The organism is Verrucosispora sp. WMMA2121, from assembly GCF_027460185.1.
GTDB classification, from domain to species: domain Bacteria; phylum Actinomycetota; class Actinomycetes; order Mycobacteriales; family Micromonosporaceae; genus Micromonospora; species Micromonospora palythoicola.
Window position 1 is genome coordinate 12,631 of record NZ_JAPZBH010000004.1, and the last position, 15,138, is coordinate 27,768.

General features: G+C 71.5%; 14 protein-coding genes. 9 read left to right on the forward strand and 5 right to left on the reverse strand.

Annotation, left to right across the window (positions count from 1 at the left end; all coding sequences use genetic code 11):
• Nucleotides 1–75: 75 nt before the first annotated feature.
• The gene (locus O7605_RS00665) at nucleotides 76–4,317 is read right to left on the reverse strand and encodes a CHAT domain-containing protein (protein ID WP_269737417.1); all 4,242 of its coding nucleotides are present in this window, start codon (nucleotides 4,315–4,317) and stop codon (nucleotides 76–78) included.
• Nucleotides 4,318–4,441: 124 nt separating this feature from the next.
• Here O7605_RS00665 and O7605_RS00670 point away from each other — a divergent pair, with 124 nt between their 5' ends.
• The gene (locus O7605_RS00670; protein WP_269737418.1) at nucleotides 4,442–5,317 is read left to right on the forward strand and encodes an aldo/keto reductase; all 876 of its coding nucleotides are present in this window, start codon (nucleotides 4,442–4,444) and stop codon (nucleotides 5,315–5,317) included.
• Between the two features lie 274 nt (nucleotides 5,318–5,591).
• Here O7605_RS00670 and O7605_RS00675 read toward each other — a convergent pair whose 3' ends face one another.
• Nucleotides 5,592–6,632 (reverse strand): lipase family alpha/beta hydrolase, encoded by a 1,041-nt coding sequence (locus tag O7605_RS00675; RefSeq protein ID WP_269737419.1) that lies wholly within the window; start codon nucleotides 6,630–6,632, stop codon nucleotides 5,592–5,594.
• A gap of 226 nt (nucleotides 6,633–6,858) precedes the next feature.
• Nucleotides 6,859–7,668 carry a TerC family protein gene (locus O7605_RS00680; protein ID WP_269737420.1) on the reverse strand — a complete coding sequence of 270 codons (810 nt, stop codon included), beginning with the start codon at nucleotides 7,666–7,668 and terminating at the stop codon, nucleotides 6,859–6,861.
• 186 nt (nucleotides 7,669–7,854) lie between these two features.
• Between O7605_RS00680 and O7605_RS00685 the strand changes: the two genes are divergently transcribed.
• From O7605_RS00685 to O7605_RS00695, 3 genes are all read left to right on the forward strand, one after another.
• Nucleotides 7,855–8,151, forward strand: coding sequence for a hypothetical protein (locus O7605_RS00685; protein WP_269737421.1), 297 nt, complete (start codon nucleotides 7,855–7,857; stop codon nucleotides 8,149–8,151).
• 48 nt (nucleotides 8,152–8,199) lie between these two features.
• Nucleotides 8,200–9,144 carry a C45 family autoproteolytic acyltransferase/hydolase gene (locus O7605_RS00690; protein ID WP_269737422.1) on the forward strand — a complete coding sequence of 315 codons (945 nt, stop codon included), beginning with the start codon at nucleotides 8,200–8,202 and terminating at the stop codon, nucleotides 9,142–9,144.
• Nucleotides 9,145–9,241: 97 nt separating this feature from the next.
• Nucleotides 9,242–10,591: a pentapeptide repeat-containing protein gene (locus O7605_RS00695; protein ID WP_269737423.1), complete on the forward strand. Its 1,350-nt coding sequence runs from the start codon at nucleotides 9,242–9,244 to the stop codon at nucleotides 10,589–10,591.
• A gap of 138 nt (nucleotides 10,592–10,729) precedes the next feature.
• On the opposite strand, the gene O7605_RS00700 is transcribed toward O7605_RS00695, so the two are convergent.
• Both O7605_RS00700 and O7605_RS00705 read right to left on the reverse strand, forming a co-directional pair.
• Nucleotides 10,730–10,924, reverse strand: a complete 195-nt coding sequence (locus O7605_RS00700; protein WP_269737424.1) for a DUF397 domain-containing protein — start codon at nucleotides 10,922–10,924, stop codon at nucleotides 10,730–10,732.
• The gene (locus O7605_RS00705; protein ID WP_443083854.1) at nucleotides 10,912–11,751 is read right to left on the reverse strand and encodes a helix-turn-helix domain-containing protein; all 840 of its coding nucleotides are present in this window, start codon (nucleotides 11,749–11,751) and stop codon (nucleotides 10,912–10,914) included. Before O7605_RS00705 ends, O7605_RS00700 begins: the two co-directional genes overlap by 13 nt.
• A 207-nt stretch (nucleotides 11,752–11,958) precedes the next feature.
• On the opposite strand from O7605_RS00705, the gene O7605_RS00710 reads away from it, so the two are divergent.
• The 5 genes from O7605_RS00710 to O7605_RS00730 all read left to right on the forward strand — a co-directional run bounded on the left by O7605_RS00710 (nucleotide 11,959) and on the right by O7605_RS00730 (nucleotide 15,138).
• A complete protein-coding gene (locus tag O7605_RS00710; protein WP_269737426.1) occupies nucleotides 11,959–12,327 on the forward strand; it encodes a hypothetical protein in 369 nt (122 codons plus the stop codon).
• Nucleotides 12,324–12,590 carry a flavin reductase gene (locus O7605_RS00715; RefSeq protein WP_269737427.1) on the forward strand — a complete coding sequence of 89 codons (267 nt, stop codon included), beginning with the start codon at nucleotides 12,324–12,326 and terminating at the stop codon, nucleotides 12,588–12,590. Before O7605_RS00710 ends, O7605_RS00715 begins: the two co-directional genes overlap by 4 nt.
• Nucleotides 12,591–12,674: 84 nt before the next feature.
• Nucleotides 12,675–13,271, forward strand: coding sequence for a Panacea domain-containing protein (locus tag O7605_RS00720; protein WP_269737428.1), 597 nt, complete (start codon nucleotides 12,675–12,677; stop codon nucleotides 13,269–13,271).
• Nucleotides 13,258–13,845, forward strand: coding sequence for a Fic/DOC family protein (locus tag O7605_RS00725; protein ID WP_269737429.1), 588 nt, complete (start codon nucleotides 13,258–13,260; stop codon nucleotides 13,843–13,845). Before O7605_RS00720 ends, O7605_RS00725 begins: the two co-directional genes overlap by 14 nt.
• Before the next feature lie 201 nt (nucleotides 13,846–14,046).
• Nucleotides 14,047–15,138, forward strand: a complete 1,092-nt coding sequence (locus tag O7605_RS00730; protein ID WP_269737430.1) for a J domain-containing protein — start codon at nucleotides 14,047–14,049, stop codon at nucleotides 15,136–15,138.

Here is a 15,138-nt window from a genome sequence, read left to right on the forward strand (position 1 = left end):
GTCCGGTCGCCGGCCGTGCGTCGTGGGCCGGAGCCGGGGCGTCCCGGTGAGATCGCGAGGGCGACCCGCGCCCGGTCAGGGGCCGACGTGGGCGTAGCCGGCCCAGAGCTCCGGCAGGTCGGGCAGGGCGGCACGCGCCTGCCGGACGGCGTGGTGCAGGGCGGACGCCGCCCGTTCCGGGTCGAGACCACCGGCCACCGCCAGCGCCGCGTAGAGGTCCTCGCACAGCTGCACGGTGAGCGTGTCGGAGATGGCCCAGAGCGCGCCGATGACGTGTCGGAAACCCGCCAACTGGAACGCGGTGCCCAGGGTCAGCGCCTCGTCCGGCAGGGCGGCGCCGCCGCGTACCGTGTCGCAGGCGGACAGGACCGCGAGCGCGGCCGTGGTGCCAGCCGGCCGCCACAGGTCCCGTACATGCAGCGGCCCACCCGCCAGCGCGAGCCGACCCCGGGCGGGTGCGGCCAGATCCTGGGTGCCGTGACAGCACAGGTGGACCACGGACGTTCCCGGCAGCGCGTCGAGCACCGCCGAGGGGGTGGCCGCCAGTCCGGTCAGCGACGTCACGTCGCTCAGGTGCCGGCGTACCACGGCCTGCTCCCCCGCCGCGCCCGGCAGATCCGTCAGCCCCGGCGTGCGGGGCATCCCGACGAACAGGGCCGAGGTGACCGGCGCGGACCTGGCCGCCGGCCCCTGCCGGGCCCGGACGAGCGAGCGCAGCGAGGCGGTGTACGACGAGACGACCCGGTCGAGGACCCCGGCTCCGCCGTCCAGCGGGGCAGCGGCGTGCAGCGGCAGCAGGGTGAGCACCCCGGTGGGACACCACCACAGGCGCGTCGGCGTGACGCCGGTGGCAGGTGGTGCGACGGCCGGGTCCAGCGCGTCCAGCACCGGGGCGGCGACCACCCGCCACAACCAGTCGAGGGTTTCCGGGATCCGGCGGCGGAACGCGGCCCGACGGCGCTGCGCCTCCGGACCCGGGTCGCCGACGGGCGCGGTGGCCTCGGCGAGCCCGGTCAGGAAGTACGCGGCCCGCACCTGCAGTTCGCCGAGGCTCAGCTCGGGCAGCGGCACCGTCGTCACCCGTCCCCCGCTGACCAGCAGCGCGTCGCACCGCCGGTCGGCGACGTTGACGAGCACCACCGGGCCGTCCTCGCCGGCCCGGGCCAGGTCGGCGAAGGGGGGTGGGCGGAGGAAACGGTCGAAGTCGGGCAGCTGCCGGATCTCCGCAAGCACCTCGCGCCGCTGGACGGCCAGCTCGTGCCGGCGTTCCGAGCCCGCCCCCATTTCGCCACCGGACGGCACGGCGCGGGCCGGGACCGCCAGCCCGGCGACCGGCGCGGGTCCGGTCAGGTCGCGGCGCGGGTCGAGGCGGTCGAGGGCGGTCTGGACGGCGGCCAGGCGCTCGGCCAGCCGGGGTGCCTCCGCGCGCAGCGCCGCCAGGTCGGCGCCGGCGTCGTGGGCCCGGGTGAGCAGCACCCCACGGCCGTACTCCAACAGCTCCACCGCGCGTTGCGGCCGGTCGAGTGCGATCGCCACCGCCGCGGCGTCGCCGGCCAGGCCCGGGAACTGCCCGAGCAGCCGGCCCTGGTCGTCGAGGTCCATGCCGTGCCAGGCCACCAGGTCGAGCAGTTCGATCGCCGTGGTGTAGCCCGCCAGGGCGGCCGGCAGGTCGCCCGCCTCGGCGGCGAGAGCGGCGTACCGCCGCGCGGCGACCGCCCGCAACAGCGACGGCGCCGCCTCGATCGCGGCGGCCTCGCGCAGCGCGGCGATCGCCTCCGCCAGCTCGACCGCCGGCAGGTCGCCGCCGACAGCCGAAACGACGGCGGTCGAGTCCGCGCGGTGCCCCGTGGCGGCCGGGCCGTCGGGAGCCGGGCCGTCGGGGGCCGGTTCCGCGGTGGCGTCGGCCGCAGCGGTCGCGTCGGCGGTGGCGTGGGCGATCTCCTCGACGGCGACGGCCAGGTTGCTCAGGCACATGGTCCGCTCCGGATGGTCCACGGGCAGGGCCGCCACCGCCGCCCGGTACGCCGTCAGCATCTCGCGGGCGTCGGGGGTGTTGCGCCTGGTCCGGAACCTGATCAGCAGCGCGTTGCCGAGGTTGGTCAGCAGCCGGTACTGGTCGCCGGCCGAGGTGGCGGCCGCGTCGGCGAGCGCCCGCAGCAGGGTGACCGCCTCGTCGAGCACGGCGGGATCCTCGGTGAGCTGGTGCCGCAGCAGGTGGCTGAGCGCGAGCGTGCGCACGATCCGGACGCGTTCCTCGGGCTCGGCCTCCCGTTGCGCCAGCTCCGCCGCCTCCCGTAGCAGCGTGACCGCCTGCTCGGCGTCGGCCAGCGCGGCGGCGCGGGCCTGCTCCGGCGTGGCACCGTCGGTCGGCAGCGCGGCGTTGACGACCAGTTCGGTGCGCCGGTTCAGCGCCGATCCGAGGTTGAACAGCCCCCACATCCGGTCCGGATTCCCGGGCGGAGCAGCGGCCACGGCCCGCCGCAGCACCACCATCGCCTCGGTGAGGATTGCCAGGTCCTGGGTCCGGCCGAAGAGTTCCTGCAACGCCAGGCCGAGATTCGACAGGTAGAGCGGCAGCTTCGCGGGATGCGCCGGGTTCGCCGCCGCCTCGCGCAGCTTCGTCACGGCGAGTTCCAGCAGCTCCGGCTCACCCGCCTGGTCGGCCAGCTCACGCAGCGTGTCGCCCAGGTTGTTCAGCAGGTCCGGCCGCGACGGATGCTCGACCGGCAGCAGCCGCTCCGCCTCGGTCAACACCTCGCGGGCCTGCCGGAGGGTCGCCAACCCGAACAGGTCGGCGTGCCATCGGCCCAGTGTGTACCCGAGGTCGCAGAGCGCGCGGGCCCGCTGCTCCGGGTCGGTCGTCCCGTCGGCCGCCGCCCGCAGCAGCCGCTCCGCCTCGCGCAGATCGTCGGCCCGGCGGTGCAGCGCGTAGCGCGTCTCCAACAGCTTGCCCTCGGCCTGCCACAGCCCGCCCACGTCCTGCCCGTCGAGCCGAGGTCCGGCCGCCGCCGCCCGGTACGCCTCGATCGCCGCGTCCAGGTCGGCCGGGGTCTTCCGCCGTTCGTGGCGCTCACCGACGAGCCCCGCCAGGGTGACTCGGGCCAGACCGCCCTGTTCCTCGCTGAGCCCCGAGGCCAGCGCGGCACGGTTGGCCTCGATCGCCGTGTCCAGGTCGCGGTCGGTGCCGCTGGCCACGAACCGTCTACTGGCCAGCGTCGCGTACGTGAACAGGACCAGCGGGTCGGCCCGGACGGACACCGCCTGCGCCAGCACGTCGACGGCCCGGTCGAGGTCGGCCGGCTCACCCCGGCGCTCCCAGCGTTCCCGCAGCTGCCCGGCGAGGTTCACCCGAGCCATCAGCCACACCGGCGCGTCGGCGGGGGCGGCCCGGGCCGCGTCGCCGAGCAGCTGGATCGACTCGTCCAGCGCCGCGACGTCCCCCGCCTGTTCGAACCGGTCACCGAGAACGTTGCCGAGGTTGAACAGCCGGGTCGGACGTTCCGGGTCACCGGCCGGGGTCGACTCCAGACTCTCCCGGTGCGCGTCGATCGCCGCCGGAAGCGACTGCTGCCGGCCCAGTCGCAGGTACTGCTCCCGGCGTACCCGTCCGAGCGCGGAAAGGTAGTGCAGGCGTTCGGGTGCGCCGGACGGTGTCCCGACCAGCGCCCGTTCCAGCAGCGCCTGCGCCTGGTCGGCCACCCGGTAGTCCCCGGAACGCTCGGCCCCGGCCATCAGCATGACCGCCTGGCCGAACAGCGCAGCGCCCAACTCGGCCTCGGGAGTGGAGCGCGCGGCCGGGACGCGAACACCGGGGGGCGGCGTACCGCTGTGCGCGCTGCCGGAGGGCCCGGAACCTGCCGTGCTCGCGGTACCGGCGTCCGACGCCCCGATCCCGGAGCCGGAACGAGGATCGGCCCGGGCCGACGCACCGGAACGGACGTCGCGGCCGGGACCGGCCGGTCCGCCGGCGGTGGCTACGTGCGCGCGGAGCATCGCCAGCAGCGACGGCGGTACCCGCTCCGGCGCCAGGCTGAGCAGCAGTTCGGTCAACCCGACCGCCTGGATGAGGTCCGGCCCGTCCGAGCCCGCCGGTAGGCACTGGTACCGGTACCAGTGCAGACAGGCCAGGAGGAACAGCGCCTCGGCCTCGCGTTCCGTCGTGCCCCGCCGGCTAACGCCGTTGAGCAGGTCGTAGAGCGGCTTGGCTTCCCGCAGCGCCTCGTGGTCCAGCACCCACCGCGGCTCCATGGTGGTGCCGTAGCTGTCCAGCCGCTCCCGCAGCCGCCGGACCGGATCGGACCTGAACGGTCGCCACATGCCAGCCCTCCCGTCGCAGGCACCGTCCCGCACAGCAGTATCAGCCACGGCGACCGCCCGCTGTCCCGAAGCCGACCGGGGTAATTTGAGGCTCCGACAGCCAGCGAACCGAAAGGTGGCCCCCATGGCGCTCGACACCGGCACCCGACCGGCGAAGGAGTCCGGCACCTACCGTATCGGCGGCGACATACCGGTCGACCGGCTCGGTTACGGCGCGATGCAGATCACCGGTCCCGGGGTCTGGGGTGACCCGAAGGATCCGGCCGAGGCGGTCCGGGTGCTGCGCCGCGCCTACGAGCTGGGGGTGACGTTCATCGACACCGCCGACTCGTACGGGCCGTTCGTCTCCGAGCTGCTGATCCGCGAGGCGCTGCACCCGTACGCCGACGACCTGCTGATCGCGACGAAGGCCGGGCTGACCCGCAGCGGCCCGGGTGACTGGCGGCCGGTGGGCCGACCGGAGTACCTGCGTCAGCAGTGTGAGCTGAGCCTGCGTCACCTCGGGCTGGAGTCCATCGGGCTCTACCAGCTGCACCGCATCGACCCGGCGGTGCCGCTGGCCGACCAGCTCGGTGAGCTGGCGCTGCTGCGGGAGGAGGGCAAGATCCGGCACATCGGGCTCTCCGAGGTGACCGTCGACCAGATCGAGGCGGCCCGCCGGATCACGCCGATCGTGTCCGTGCAGAACCTGTACAACCTGGCCAACCGCGACGCGGAGGACGTGCTCGACCACTGCGAAAAGCATGACCTCGCGTTCATTCCGTGGTTCCCGATCGCGACCGGCGACCTGGCCCGGCCGGGCGGCCCGCTGGACGCCGTGGCCGCCGAGCACGACGCGACGCCCGCGCAACTGGCCCTCGCCTGGCTGTTGCGCCGGTCGCCGGTCATGCTGCCGATTCCCGGAACGTCGTCGGTGGCGCACCTGGAGGAGAACGTGGCCGCCGCCCAGGTGCGGCTGACCGACGCCGAGTACGAAAGGCTCTCCGCCGCCACCGCCTGATCTTCCACGCGATACGTCACCCCCGCCGCACGCCCCGTCGCCCCCGCGCCATGCCATGCGCATCGCACCGTGCCGTGCGCGCCGTGCCGTGCCGTGCGCTCGCAACTTCGGGGAAACTGCTGCCTGCGCCCGCTCAGACCCGACAACTTCGGGGAAACTGCTGCCTGCGCGGCCCGCCTGGCATCGGGGGGGTCTGGGTCGGGCTTCGTCGACGGGCAGGTGGGTGTCGGTGGGTGCGGCCCGGCGGCTGCGTGCGGCCGCCGGGCCGGGTGGGTCACAGGGCCAGGCAGTTGGGGCTGATCGCGGCGTCGCGCAGGGCCTGCCGGACGACGGTGTAGGTGGTGCCGTCGAGCACCAGGCCGAGGTGACCGACCACGCGCAGCGGACACCGGGACTGGATCAGCACGTTCGTCGCCCCGTCGGCCAGCATCGCGTTGTCCACCGGTCGGACCAGTTCGTCCTGCCAGGTACGCACGGTGGTCCAGCGCACCGGTGCCGGCGTGTCGTCGCCCGCGTTGAGGGCGGTGAGAAACGACGACCCGATGGTCATCTGTTGGCAGGCGACCACGCCGGCACAGCTGCCCAGGCCGAGGAACGACACGATGTTCGCCACGTAGGTGCCGTACTGCGGGGTGCCCAGGCTGACATAGCGTTCGACGGCCTCGCCGCCGCCGAGATTCTTGATGTAGTAGCGGCTGACCAGGCCACCTTCGGAGTGTGCGACCAGGTCGACCTTGGCACCCGCGGCGGCGGCGCGGACCTGTCCCACGTATCCGCGCAGCCCGGCGGCGGACGCGGTGATGTCGCCGAGCCCGAGGTTGGGCAACTGGTAGATCCAGACCCGGTACCCGTCGGCGCGTAGCCGGGCGGCGAGTGGTTCGTAGACGGCCGCGATCCCGCTGAGCCCACCGACCACGATGACCGGATTGGCACCGGCCAGCGCCCGCAGGTTGTCGGCGGCCGCCGCACCGGTCGGCACGCCGTCGGCGGGTGCGGCTCCGATGGACGCGACGTCGGCGGGTGCGGCAGCGCCGGTGGACGCGACGTCGGCGGGTGCGGCAGCGCCGGTGGACGCGACGTCGGCGGGTGCGGCTCCGCCGGTGGACGCGCCGTCCCGGACGGACGATGCGCCGGTGCCGGCGGACCCGGTGACACCGTCGGGTGCGCCGGCCGGATCGGCTGCGGCGGGGGTGCCGGTGGTGGTGGCGACGCTGGTGGGCGCTGCGGTGGCGGGTGGAGCGGCGGTGGCGGCGGGAGCCGCGAGGACGGCGGCGACGGTGAGAGCCAGGACGGGGACAGCCTTTCGGAGCAGCATCGCTGCACCTCCCAAGGGGATCCCGGGGTTACCGGGTGGAGGCGGTGGGATGTCCGATCGACCGTGCACTGATGATGCGGGTCACAATCTAGAAACGTCAATGAAAAGTTACGCACGAGTAGCGAATATTCGTGTCGGGCGTCCGGGGGCGCACGGCGGCACTGTCCACGTACGACGAACGCCGCACGCACCGGGTGGGTGCGTGCGGCGTCGAGTTCGGCGCGGGTCAGCCGGCGGGCGTGCTCTCCGGCTGCGCCTCCGGCTCGGTGCGGGGCGAACCCTGCTTCACGTACGTCGGGTGCAACTGCACCGGCTGCCGCTCCTGCTGGCGACGCTGCCGCGCCCGGACCCGCAGGTTGAGGAACTCCACGAAGATCGAGAAGGCGATCGGGCCGTACACGTAGCCCTTCGGGATGTGCTGGTCGAAGCTCTCCGCGATGAGGCTCGCGCCGATGAGCAGCAGGAACGACAGGGCCAGCATCTTGACCGTCGGGTGCTGGTTGACGAACCTGCTGACCGCGCCGGCCGAGACCAGCATGATGATCATCGCGATGACCACGGCGGCGACCATGATGGCGAGTTCGTCGACCATGCCGACCGCGGTGATCACCGAGTCGAGCGAGAAGACCACGTCCAGCACCAGGATCTGCGCGATGACCGCGCCGAACGAGACCACCTTGCGGCCCTCGCGCTCGTGGTCGGAGCCTTCCAGATGCTCGTGGATCTCGTACGTCGCCTTGCCGACCAGGAATATCCCGCCGAGCAACAGGATCAGGTCACGCCCGGATATCTCCTGCCCCAGCACGGTGAACAGCGGCGCGGTCAGACCGATGATCCAGGACAACGACGCCAGCAACAGCAGGCGGGTGATCAGGGCGAGCGAGATTCCGATCGTCCGGGCCCGGGCCTGCTGGTGCTCGGGCAACCGACCGGACAGGATCGAGATGAACACGACGTTGTCGATGCCCAGCACGATCTCCAGCAGGAGCAGGGTCGCGAACGCGATCCACAGCTCGGGACTGGTCAGGAACTCCATGCCATCCTCGACTCTCCCGACCGGCCGCCGGGTCGGCACCCGGACCATCGGCTGATCTGCATCATGATGACCTACCGGGCCGCCAGCCGCTCCGCAACCCCGGCCGCCCCGCAGCACCCGGCCAGCACCGGACCAACCACACGACGTGCGGCATGTCGGCCTCTCTCGGAGACCGGCAGCGTAACGATGCCGCGACCGGCGCGTACTCGATCAGATGCGATCACGCGATCGTCGGACGCGCTCGATGGCGGCCCTGCCGAGGCGGTAACGCTCACCCTGGCCGGAGGTCTGCGCACGATTCTCATCGACGAAGAGCCGTTCGTGTCGCTGCGGCCGGAGGAGGCGGTCTTGGCGGCGATGCTCGACGGCTGGCGATTACCGCAAGTCGCCCGCAACCTCGCCCTCGCGACGGTCGAGGCCCGGCTGCGGATGATCCGCGCGTTCGCCGGCCACGTCCGACCTGGTGAATATCTGCCGAATTAGCTAGGTTGCCCTCACCTCATCCGATCCTCGCAGTGGGAGTGGCAGCCCGTGCGGCAACAGCACAAGACCTTCCAGGCGATCGAGGTCGGTGACGGCGGCGACGGGCGGTGGGCCGCCCACGCCCGGGGCCTGTGGCAGGACATGGAGGGCCTGCTGACCGAGGAGGGCCGGACTCCGCAGGGCGCGAATCGTGTTCGGGCGCTGTTCCGTGCGCACCTGCCGGAACTGGTCCCGGTTCTGGACCGCCTGGCCGGCCAACTCGACCGACCCGAGGCGGAAGTCTTCCTCACCCACGCGGCACTGCGACCGTTCTCCCCGGCGTGCACCCAGATCGGCCAGAACGGCACTCTGCTGCGCAACTATGACCTGCGACCCGATCGGTGCGAGGGGACCATCGTCTCCTCCTGCTTCCTGCGCCCCGTGCTCGGGATGCAGGACCTGCTGTGGGGCTTGCTGGACGGAATGAACGACGCCGGTCTCGCGGTCTCGATCACCTGGGGCGGACGTCCCGCCTACGGACGCGGCTTCGCCATTCTCATCCTGGTGCGCTACCTGCTGGAGACGTGCGACACCGTCGATGAGGCAGTCGACAGGCTGCGGTCCCTACCGGTCGCCGTCCCCCAGAACCTCACCCTTGTCGATCCCACCAAGGCGGTGACGGTGTTCGTGGGGCCGGATATGCCGCCGACGGTGGCGCCGGACGCCTGCGCCGCCAATCACCAGCACCTGCCGGTGACCGACGAGCAGGAACGCGCCATGCGCACGCAGGAGCGGCTACGAGCCATCCGCGCCGCGGGCGCGGACGTGGCAGCGATGCTGAAGCCACCGCTTTATCGATCCGCAGACGAGCAGGGGTCGAGAACGCTCTACACAGCCCACTACCAGCCCGTCGAGGGCCGTGTGACGTACTACTGGCCCGGCGAGTCCTGGCAACAGTCCTTCAGCGACTTCGTACCCGGATCCCGCACCGTGACCTTGGGCCGGGTCAGCTGAAGGCTCTCCGGCCGCACGCCACGACAGCGGCCCGGCCGGTCCCGGCCGGCCGAGTCCGGGGCCTACGCCACGAACGGATCGGTGGCATGCTGTGGCCGTGCCCGGCACCCCACCCCGCGACGAACGGCTGCGGGTCATGCCGTGGTGGCTGGTGCTCGTCGGGCTGCTGCTGGCCGCCCTGCTCGGCTGGTGGGTGCTGTCCTGGCTGCTCGGCGAGGCCGACCGCGCCACCGCGGCGGACACCCGGGCCACGCTGCGCATCGACGCCATCCGCACCGGGTTGACCGTGGTCGCCGGCACCGGTGGCGGGCTGGCACTGCTGCTCGCCGCCCGGCGACAGTGGATAAGCGAACGGGCGCAACGACACCAGGAGGTCGTCGCCGCCGCCGACCAGGCGCACCGCGACCGGGTGCAGGCGCACGCCGAGGCGGTCGCCGAGGCCGGGCAGCGGCACCAGGAGCAGCAGACCGAGGCCGCCGCGCACGACGCCGCCGAGCGCCGGCTGACCGAGCTGTACACCCGGGCCGTCGAACTGCTCGGCAACGACAACGCCGCGGTACGCCTCGGCGGCCTGCACGCCCTGGAACGACTCGGTCAGGACAACCCGGCGCAGCGTACGACGATCGTCGGGGTGCTCTGCGCGTACCTGCGGATGCCGTCGCCGGACGACGCGCGGGAGACGGAGGTACGCCGCAGCGCGCAGCGGGTGTTGACCCGGCACCTGCGCGCCGACGAAGACGCCTTCTGGCCCGGCGTGCGCCTGGACCTGACCGGTGCGCGACTCGACGACTTCGACGCCACCGGCTGCGCCCTCCACGACGCCGACCTGACCGACGCCACCTGCACCGGCACCACCCGGTTCACCGGGGCGACGTTGACCGGGCGGCTGGGCCTCGGCGCGGGCTTCGACACCCTCGTGCTCGACGGGGTGGGCGGCGACGCGACGATCGTCCTGGACGGCGCCCGGGTGACCGGCCGGCTCAGCGCCGACGGGGCCGGGTTCGGTGGCCCGCTGTCGGGTCAGCGGGCCACCCTCGGCGAGGCCTCCTGGCGGGGCAGCACGTTCCACCGGACCGCCACCTTCGACCACACCACCTTCACCGGCAGCGCCAGCTTCCGCGAGGCCGAGTTCCACGGTGGACTGTCCATGGAGCACAGCTCGTTCGGTGGCGACGCCGTGTTCAGCCGGGCCCGCTTCGCCGACCTGGTCCTGTTCCGCTGGACCGAGTTCGGGGGTGAAGCCTCGTTCGCCGACGCGCGCTTCGCCGGGGCGGCCAGCTTCGGCCGGGCGCGCTTCCACGGCCCGGTGACCTTCGAAGGTGCCACCCCGGCCCGCCGCCCCCTGTTCGACCAGGCCCGCGCCACCACGACGGCGACCCACACCTGGCCCGACGGTACGCACGTCGAGCCCCTCGACACCGACTGGCTCCTGCTCACCGACCCGTAGATCGGATACCCGAGACGAGGTCGGTCCGGTCTCAGGTCGCGCCCGCCGATCATGCAGGTGTGGCACCCGTAATCGACCGTTTCACACTGCTCTGTCAACGACCACACCTGCATGATCGACGTTGCGCTGAGCGGAGGGTCAGGGCCGGACGGTGAGGTGGGTGATGAAGGTCTGCCAGGCGGTAGGTGGGAAGGTCAGCACCGGGCCGGTGGGGTCCTTCGAGTCCCGGACGCCGACCACGCCGGGCAGGTTGTCGGCGACCTCCACACAGACACCGCCGTTTGTGGACGAGCGGGACGACGTGCGCCACCGCGCCCCGGTCAGGTGGTCCATGTCTTCGCCGCCTCCTTGAGTACGTCGAGGGTCTGCCCCAAAGGAAGGGCTTCGCCCCGAACCACGTCCCATGCCAGTGCAAGACGAGCAATCGAATCCGACTGCCCGGTGGTTTGCGACTCCAACTGATGATCTACGCAGGCGGCTCGTGATCCGTCGGGCAGGTCGGCCAGGATGAACGTCCCGGCTAGTCCTGAGTAGATACCAGCGGAGAGCGGCACGATGTGCAACTGGATATGCGGCTGCTCGGCGCAGTTCACCAGGTGCTCGACCTGTTCGGCCATCACGTCGGGGCCGCCGCACGCGCGCCGCAGCACCATCTCGTCCAGCACCACGAAGAGCTGCGGGGCCGGATCACGTGCGAGCACCACCTGCCGTTCGAGCCGCGCCGCGACCCGCTGGTCCAGATCGGCGAATGGCGTGCGGGCGGCCTGGAAGGTTGCGCGGGCGTATGCCTCGGTCTGGAGCAGCCCCGGCACGAAGGAGTGTTCGTACCACCGGAAAGCTGTCGCATCCCGCTCGATCTGGATCCACTCGCGCAGCCAGACCGGCGCGGCGTCGCCCTTGACCAACTCGTCCCAGAGGGTCGCGAAGTAGCCACCCGTGTCAAGCGCCTTGTCGACGGCGGTCAGGTACGGCAGCGTCGGCGGCTTGGTGCCGGTCTCGATCGCGCTCACCTGCGAATCCGAGCAAAAGACCCGCTCGCCGAGCTGAGCCTGGGTCAGCCCGGCCGCCGCCCGGCGTCGCCTCAGTTCGCGAAGCAGGTACTCCGACGGCGAGATTCCCACGGCTTCCAGTCCCTTCCACGACGCCCCACTCCGTTCCATGCCGGCTCGGGGCAGGTCGTCACGTTCCGCGATCAGGCGATAACCGTTCCGAGCGTAGGGGGCGTACGTCCAGGGTGGAAGGAGCACGACGCGCCTGGCGGCGACCCATCCCCCGGCCCCGGCAGGCGCGCCCGTGCCGGGGGTCGCCGCCGGGCGAGCATCCGCGGCGACCCCCGATCCCCCTGCCACCGACGAAGGAGGTGTGTCGTGTCCGCGACGAGGCACGCCAACGCCGTTCCGACAGCGCGCTGGCCGACCCGCCGAGCCGCCCGCCCCGCCGTCGCGCCGGGCGGCACCCGCGAGGACGGTACGCCCCGGGTCACACCTGGCGTCTACCTGCTGACCCGCGACGCATCCCCGCAGTTCGCCAGGCCGATCACGGTCCGGGTGATCCGCGAACGGACCGACCGGCTCACCTACGACGGGTGGGCGTGGATCGAGGTGTACCAGCTCGACTCTCAGGGCGAGGCGATCGACCGCCGCGAGTTGTACGTACGCCCCGACGGAATGCGCCCCGCGCCGCCGCTGCGACACCGCACACCGGCCCGGCGAGCTGCGACGAGGACCGCCGGATGAACACGCCCGCCCGTGAACACGTACCGTCCCGCCCGACGTGGCGCTGCCGTGCCTGCGGCATCGCCTGGCCCTGCTCTGCGGCGAAGCTGCGCCTGCTCGCCGAGTACCGGGGCAACATCCCCGGCCTGATGATCTACCTTGTGACGCTGCGCGAGGAGGCCATCGCCCAACTCGCCGAGCGCGACCCCGGCGCCCGCCTGCCGGACCTGCACCGCCGCTTCACCGACTGGGTGCCTGCCGCCTCCGGCAGAGGTCGTCCGTGACGTTCAGTCTGCCTGGGCTGACATGTCCCCCCGGGCCGCTACCCTGAAGCCAGGCAGACCCACGCCCGGAGGGGGGTGCCGAAGGTGGCAACGGCGCACGACGTCGCAGCAGCGGTGCTGGACGAACTCGGTCCGATGACGGCCATGAAGCTGGAGAAGCTCGTCTACTACTGCCAGGGATGGCACCTCGCGCGCGAGGGACATCCTCTTTTCCAGGAGCCGATCGAAGCCTGGCGGGAAGGCCCGGTGGTTCCGCTCCTCTACCGCCACCACCGACGACAGCGCGTGGTGTCCGACTGGCCGCACGGTGAGCATTCTCGCCTGACCCCGACCCAAGCCGACACAGTCCGCTGGGTTGCGGAAAGCTACGGTCGATTCTCCGCGACCGAGTTGTCGACCATGACGCACAACGAACTGCCCTGGCGCGTAGCCCGAGGCGCACTTCCCGAATCCGCCAGCTCGACGGAGAAGCTCGACATCGATCTCATGCGGACGTACTTCGCCCGGCAGGTGGCAAACGTCGAGACGGCCGTCGTCCTCGCCTCCGCGAACGCCGCCCTCGAAGGCGTCGAGTTCGACGAGGACTGGCAGGACAAGCTCCGCGATGTCGCCTCCGGCGTGACCGATGCCGACGAGCTGATTGCTCAGGAGATCTCCCGGATCCGCGGTGACCGAGACTGAGCCGTACTGCTGGCCGGGATCGGACTGCCTGAAGAACAATCTCGGCATCGCCGACGCGAAACAACTCGCCGAGATCGAGGCCAGGCTGGCTTCGATCCGGGAGGTCCAAGCGCTTCGGATGATCATCCCGGGGAACTACGGCCTGGAGCATCTCCAAGCTTTCCACCGGCACATCTTCTCTGATGTCTATCCCTGGGCAGGGCAGACCAGGACGGTGGACATCAGCAAGCCCGGCGCACGATTCTGCCACTGGCGTTACATCGACGACCAGGTAAGCGCCATCCTGAGCCGTCTTGACGAGGACGGATTCCTCCTCGGCCTGCACCGAGACGCGTTCATCGAAGCCTTGGCGCACTACTACGGCGAACTGAACGTCTGCCACCCTTTCCGCGAGGGTAACGGACGCACGATTCGCGCATTCCTTCGGCAACTGGCGGCGGCGGCCGGATACCTACTTGACTGGTCGGAGTTGAACGCGGAGGCGAACATCGCGGCGTGCCACCAGCACCTTGCCAGCACGGACCTCAGCGGGCTGATCGCGGTACTCCGTCCGGTCGTCCGGCGGCTGACCTGACGCAACTGCTGACCTACCCCGCACTACCAGCCCTCGCGTCGACTTAGACCAGCAGCTCGGCTCCCCGCCCGTCTCAGACCAGCAGAGGATGATCTTCAGGAAGCCGGGGTTGGCCCGGCGGCGGCCAGATCCACCGTATCGACGGGTGCTGTTAGCATCACCGGCGGACGCGTCCAGCACCCTTGAGGATCCGGCGAATCGATGTCCCCGAACGAGCAGGATCCGTACGTGCTTCTCGGCGTCAGCCGGGAAGCGTCAGCGGCTGAGATACGCCAGCGCTACCTGATCCTGGTGCAGGTCTGGCACCCGGACAAGCATCAGTCGAGCCCGGAGAACGTTCGCGAAGAAGCGACCCGGCAGATGCAGCAGATCAACCGGGCGTACAAAATGCTCACCGATGTTCGGGAACGCGAGACGCGCGAACGCCAGGCCGAGGAACAGCAACGCGCGGGGCGCCAGCGGGCGGGCGGTGGGCAGCGGGCCCACGACTGGGCAGCCCAGCAACGCGAGGCGCGCGAGCAGGAGGCCCGGAATCGGGCGGCGGACGCACGACGGGCCCGGGAGCACGCGGCACGTGAGGCCCGTGAGCAGGAAGCCCGCGAGCGCGAGATGCGCGAACGGGCGGAGGCCGAGCGGCTGGCGCGGATACGCGAGCGGGAGGCACGCGAGCATCAGCATCCCCGCGCCCGGTGGACGCATCCCCGGTACGAGCCGGCGTATCTACCGGAACCGCTGACCATCGAACCGATAACCATCTCGTTGTCGGATGGCGCCGAGGGTTACACGCTGGTGGCTCGATCCGAAATCCCGGAGTCGGTGGCCTTCTTTCCCGGCGCCGACGGCGAGCTGCTCCTGTTCCGCGCCAAGGAGACGCTGCACCGGTACCTGACCGAGACCAGCTCCCACGAACTGGCCGCAGTTCCCGGTTGGGACGAGTTCATGAACTCGATCCTCAAGGCCGGAATCAGCGTCGACGACGCTCGCACGTACGACTTCGGGCTGATTCTCTACAGCATCAGGCACCCGGTGACCGAGTGGGTTCCCCGGCTCTTCATCACCAACCGCGATCTCCTGGTGGACATCGCGGAGGCGTTCGGGATCGCCGAGGCGTTGGAGCTGTTGCACGTCGGCTCGGCGATCGACACGCTCGACGATCTGATGCGGGTCGCCGACCGACCACTCGCCGGATGGGGCGCACGGCGTCGGCTCGACGCCATGAATTCGGGGCCGGCGACCAGCGCGTGGCGCAGGGTGATCCGGACCGTCGAGAAACGCGTACGGTGGCTGCGCTGA

Excerpts from the sequence above, each read along its gene's own strand:
- O7605_RS00670 (WP_269737418.1), top strand. The coding sequence starts at position 4,442 with ATGGCGCTCGACACCGGCACCCGACCGGCGAAGGAGTCCGGCACCTAC.
- O7605_RS00675 (WP_269737419.1), bottom strand. The coding sequence starts at position 6,632 with ATGCTGCTCCGAAAGGCTGTCCCCGTCCTGGCTCTCACCGTCGCCGCC.
- O7605_RS00705 (WP_443083854.1), bottom strand. The coding sequence starts at position 11,751 with ATGGAACGGAGTGGGGCGTCGTGGAAGGGACTGGAAGCCGTGGGAATC.
- O7605_RS00665 (WP_269737417.1), bottom strand. The coding sequence starts at position 4,317 with ATGTGGCGACCGTTCAGGTCCGATCCGGTCCGGCGGCTGCGGGAGCGG.
- O7605_RS00715 (WP_269737427.1), top strand. The coding sequence starts at position 12,324 with ATGAACACGCCCGCCCGTGAACACGTACCGTCCCGCCCGACGTGGCGC.
- O7605_RS00680 (WP_269737420.1), bottom strand. The coding sequence starts at position 7,668 with ATGGAGTTCCTGACCAGTCCCGAGCTGTGGATCGCGTTCGCGACCCTG.
- O7605_RS00685 (WP_269737421.1), top strand. The coding sequence starts at position 7,855 with ATGCCGCGACCGGCGCGTACTCGATCAGATGCGATCACGCGATCGTCG.
- O7605_RS00700 (WP_269737424.1), bottom strand. The coding sequence starts at position 10,924 with ATGGACCACCTGACCGGGGCGCGGTGGCGCACGTCGTCCCGCTCGTCC.
- O7605_RS00730 (WP_269737430.1), top strand. The coding sequence starts at position 14,047 with ATGTCCCCGAACGAGCAGGATCCGTACGTGCTTCTCGGCGTCAGCCGG.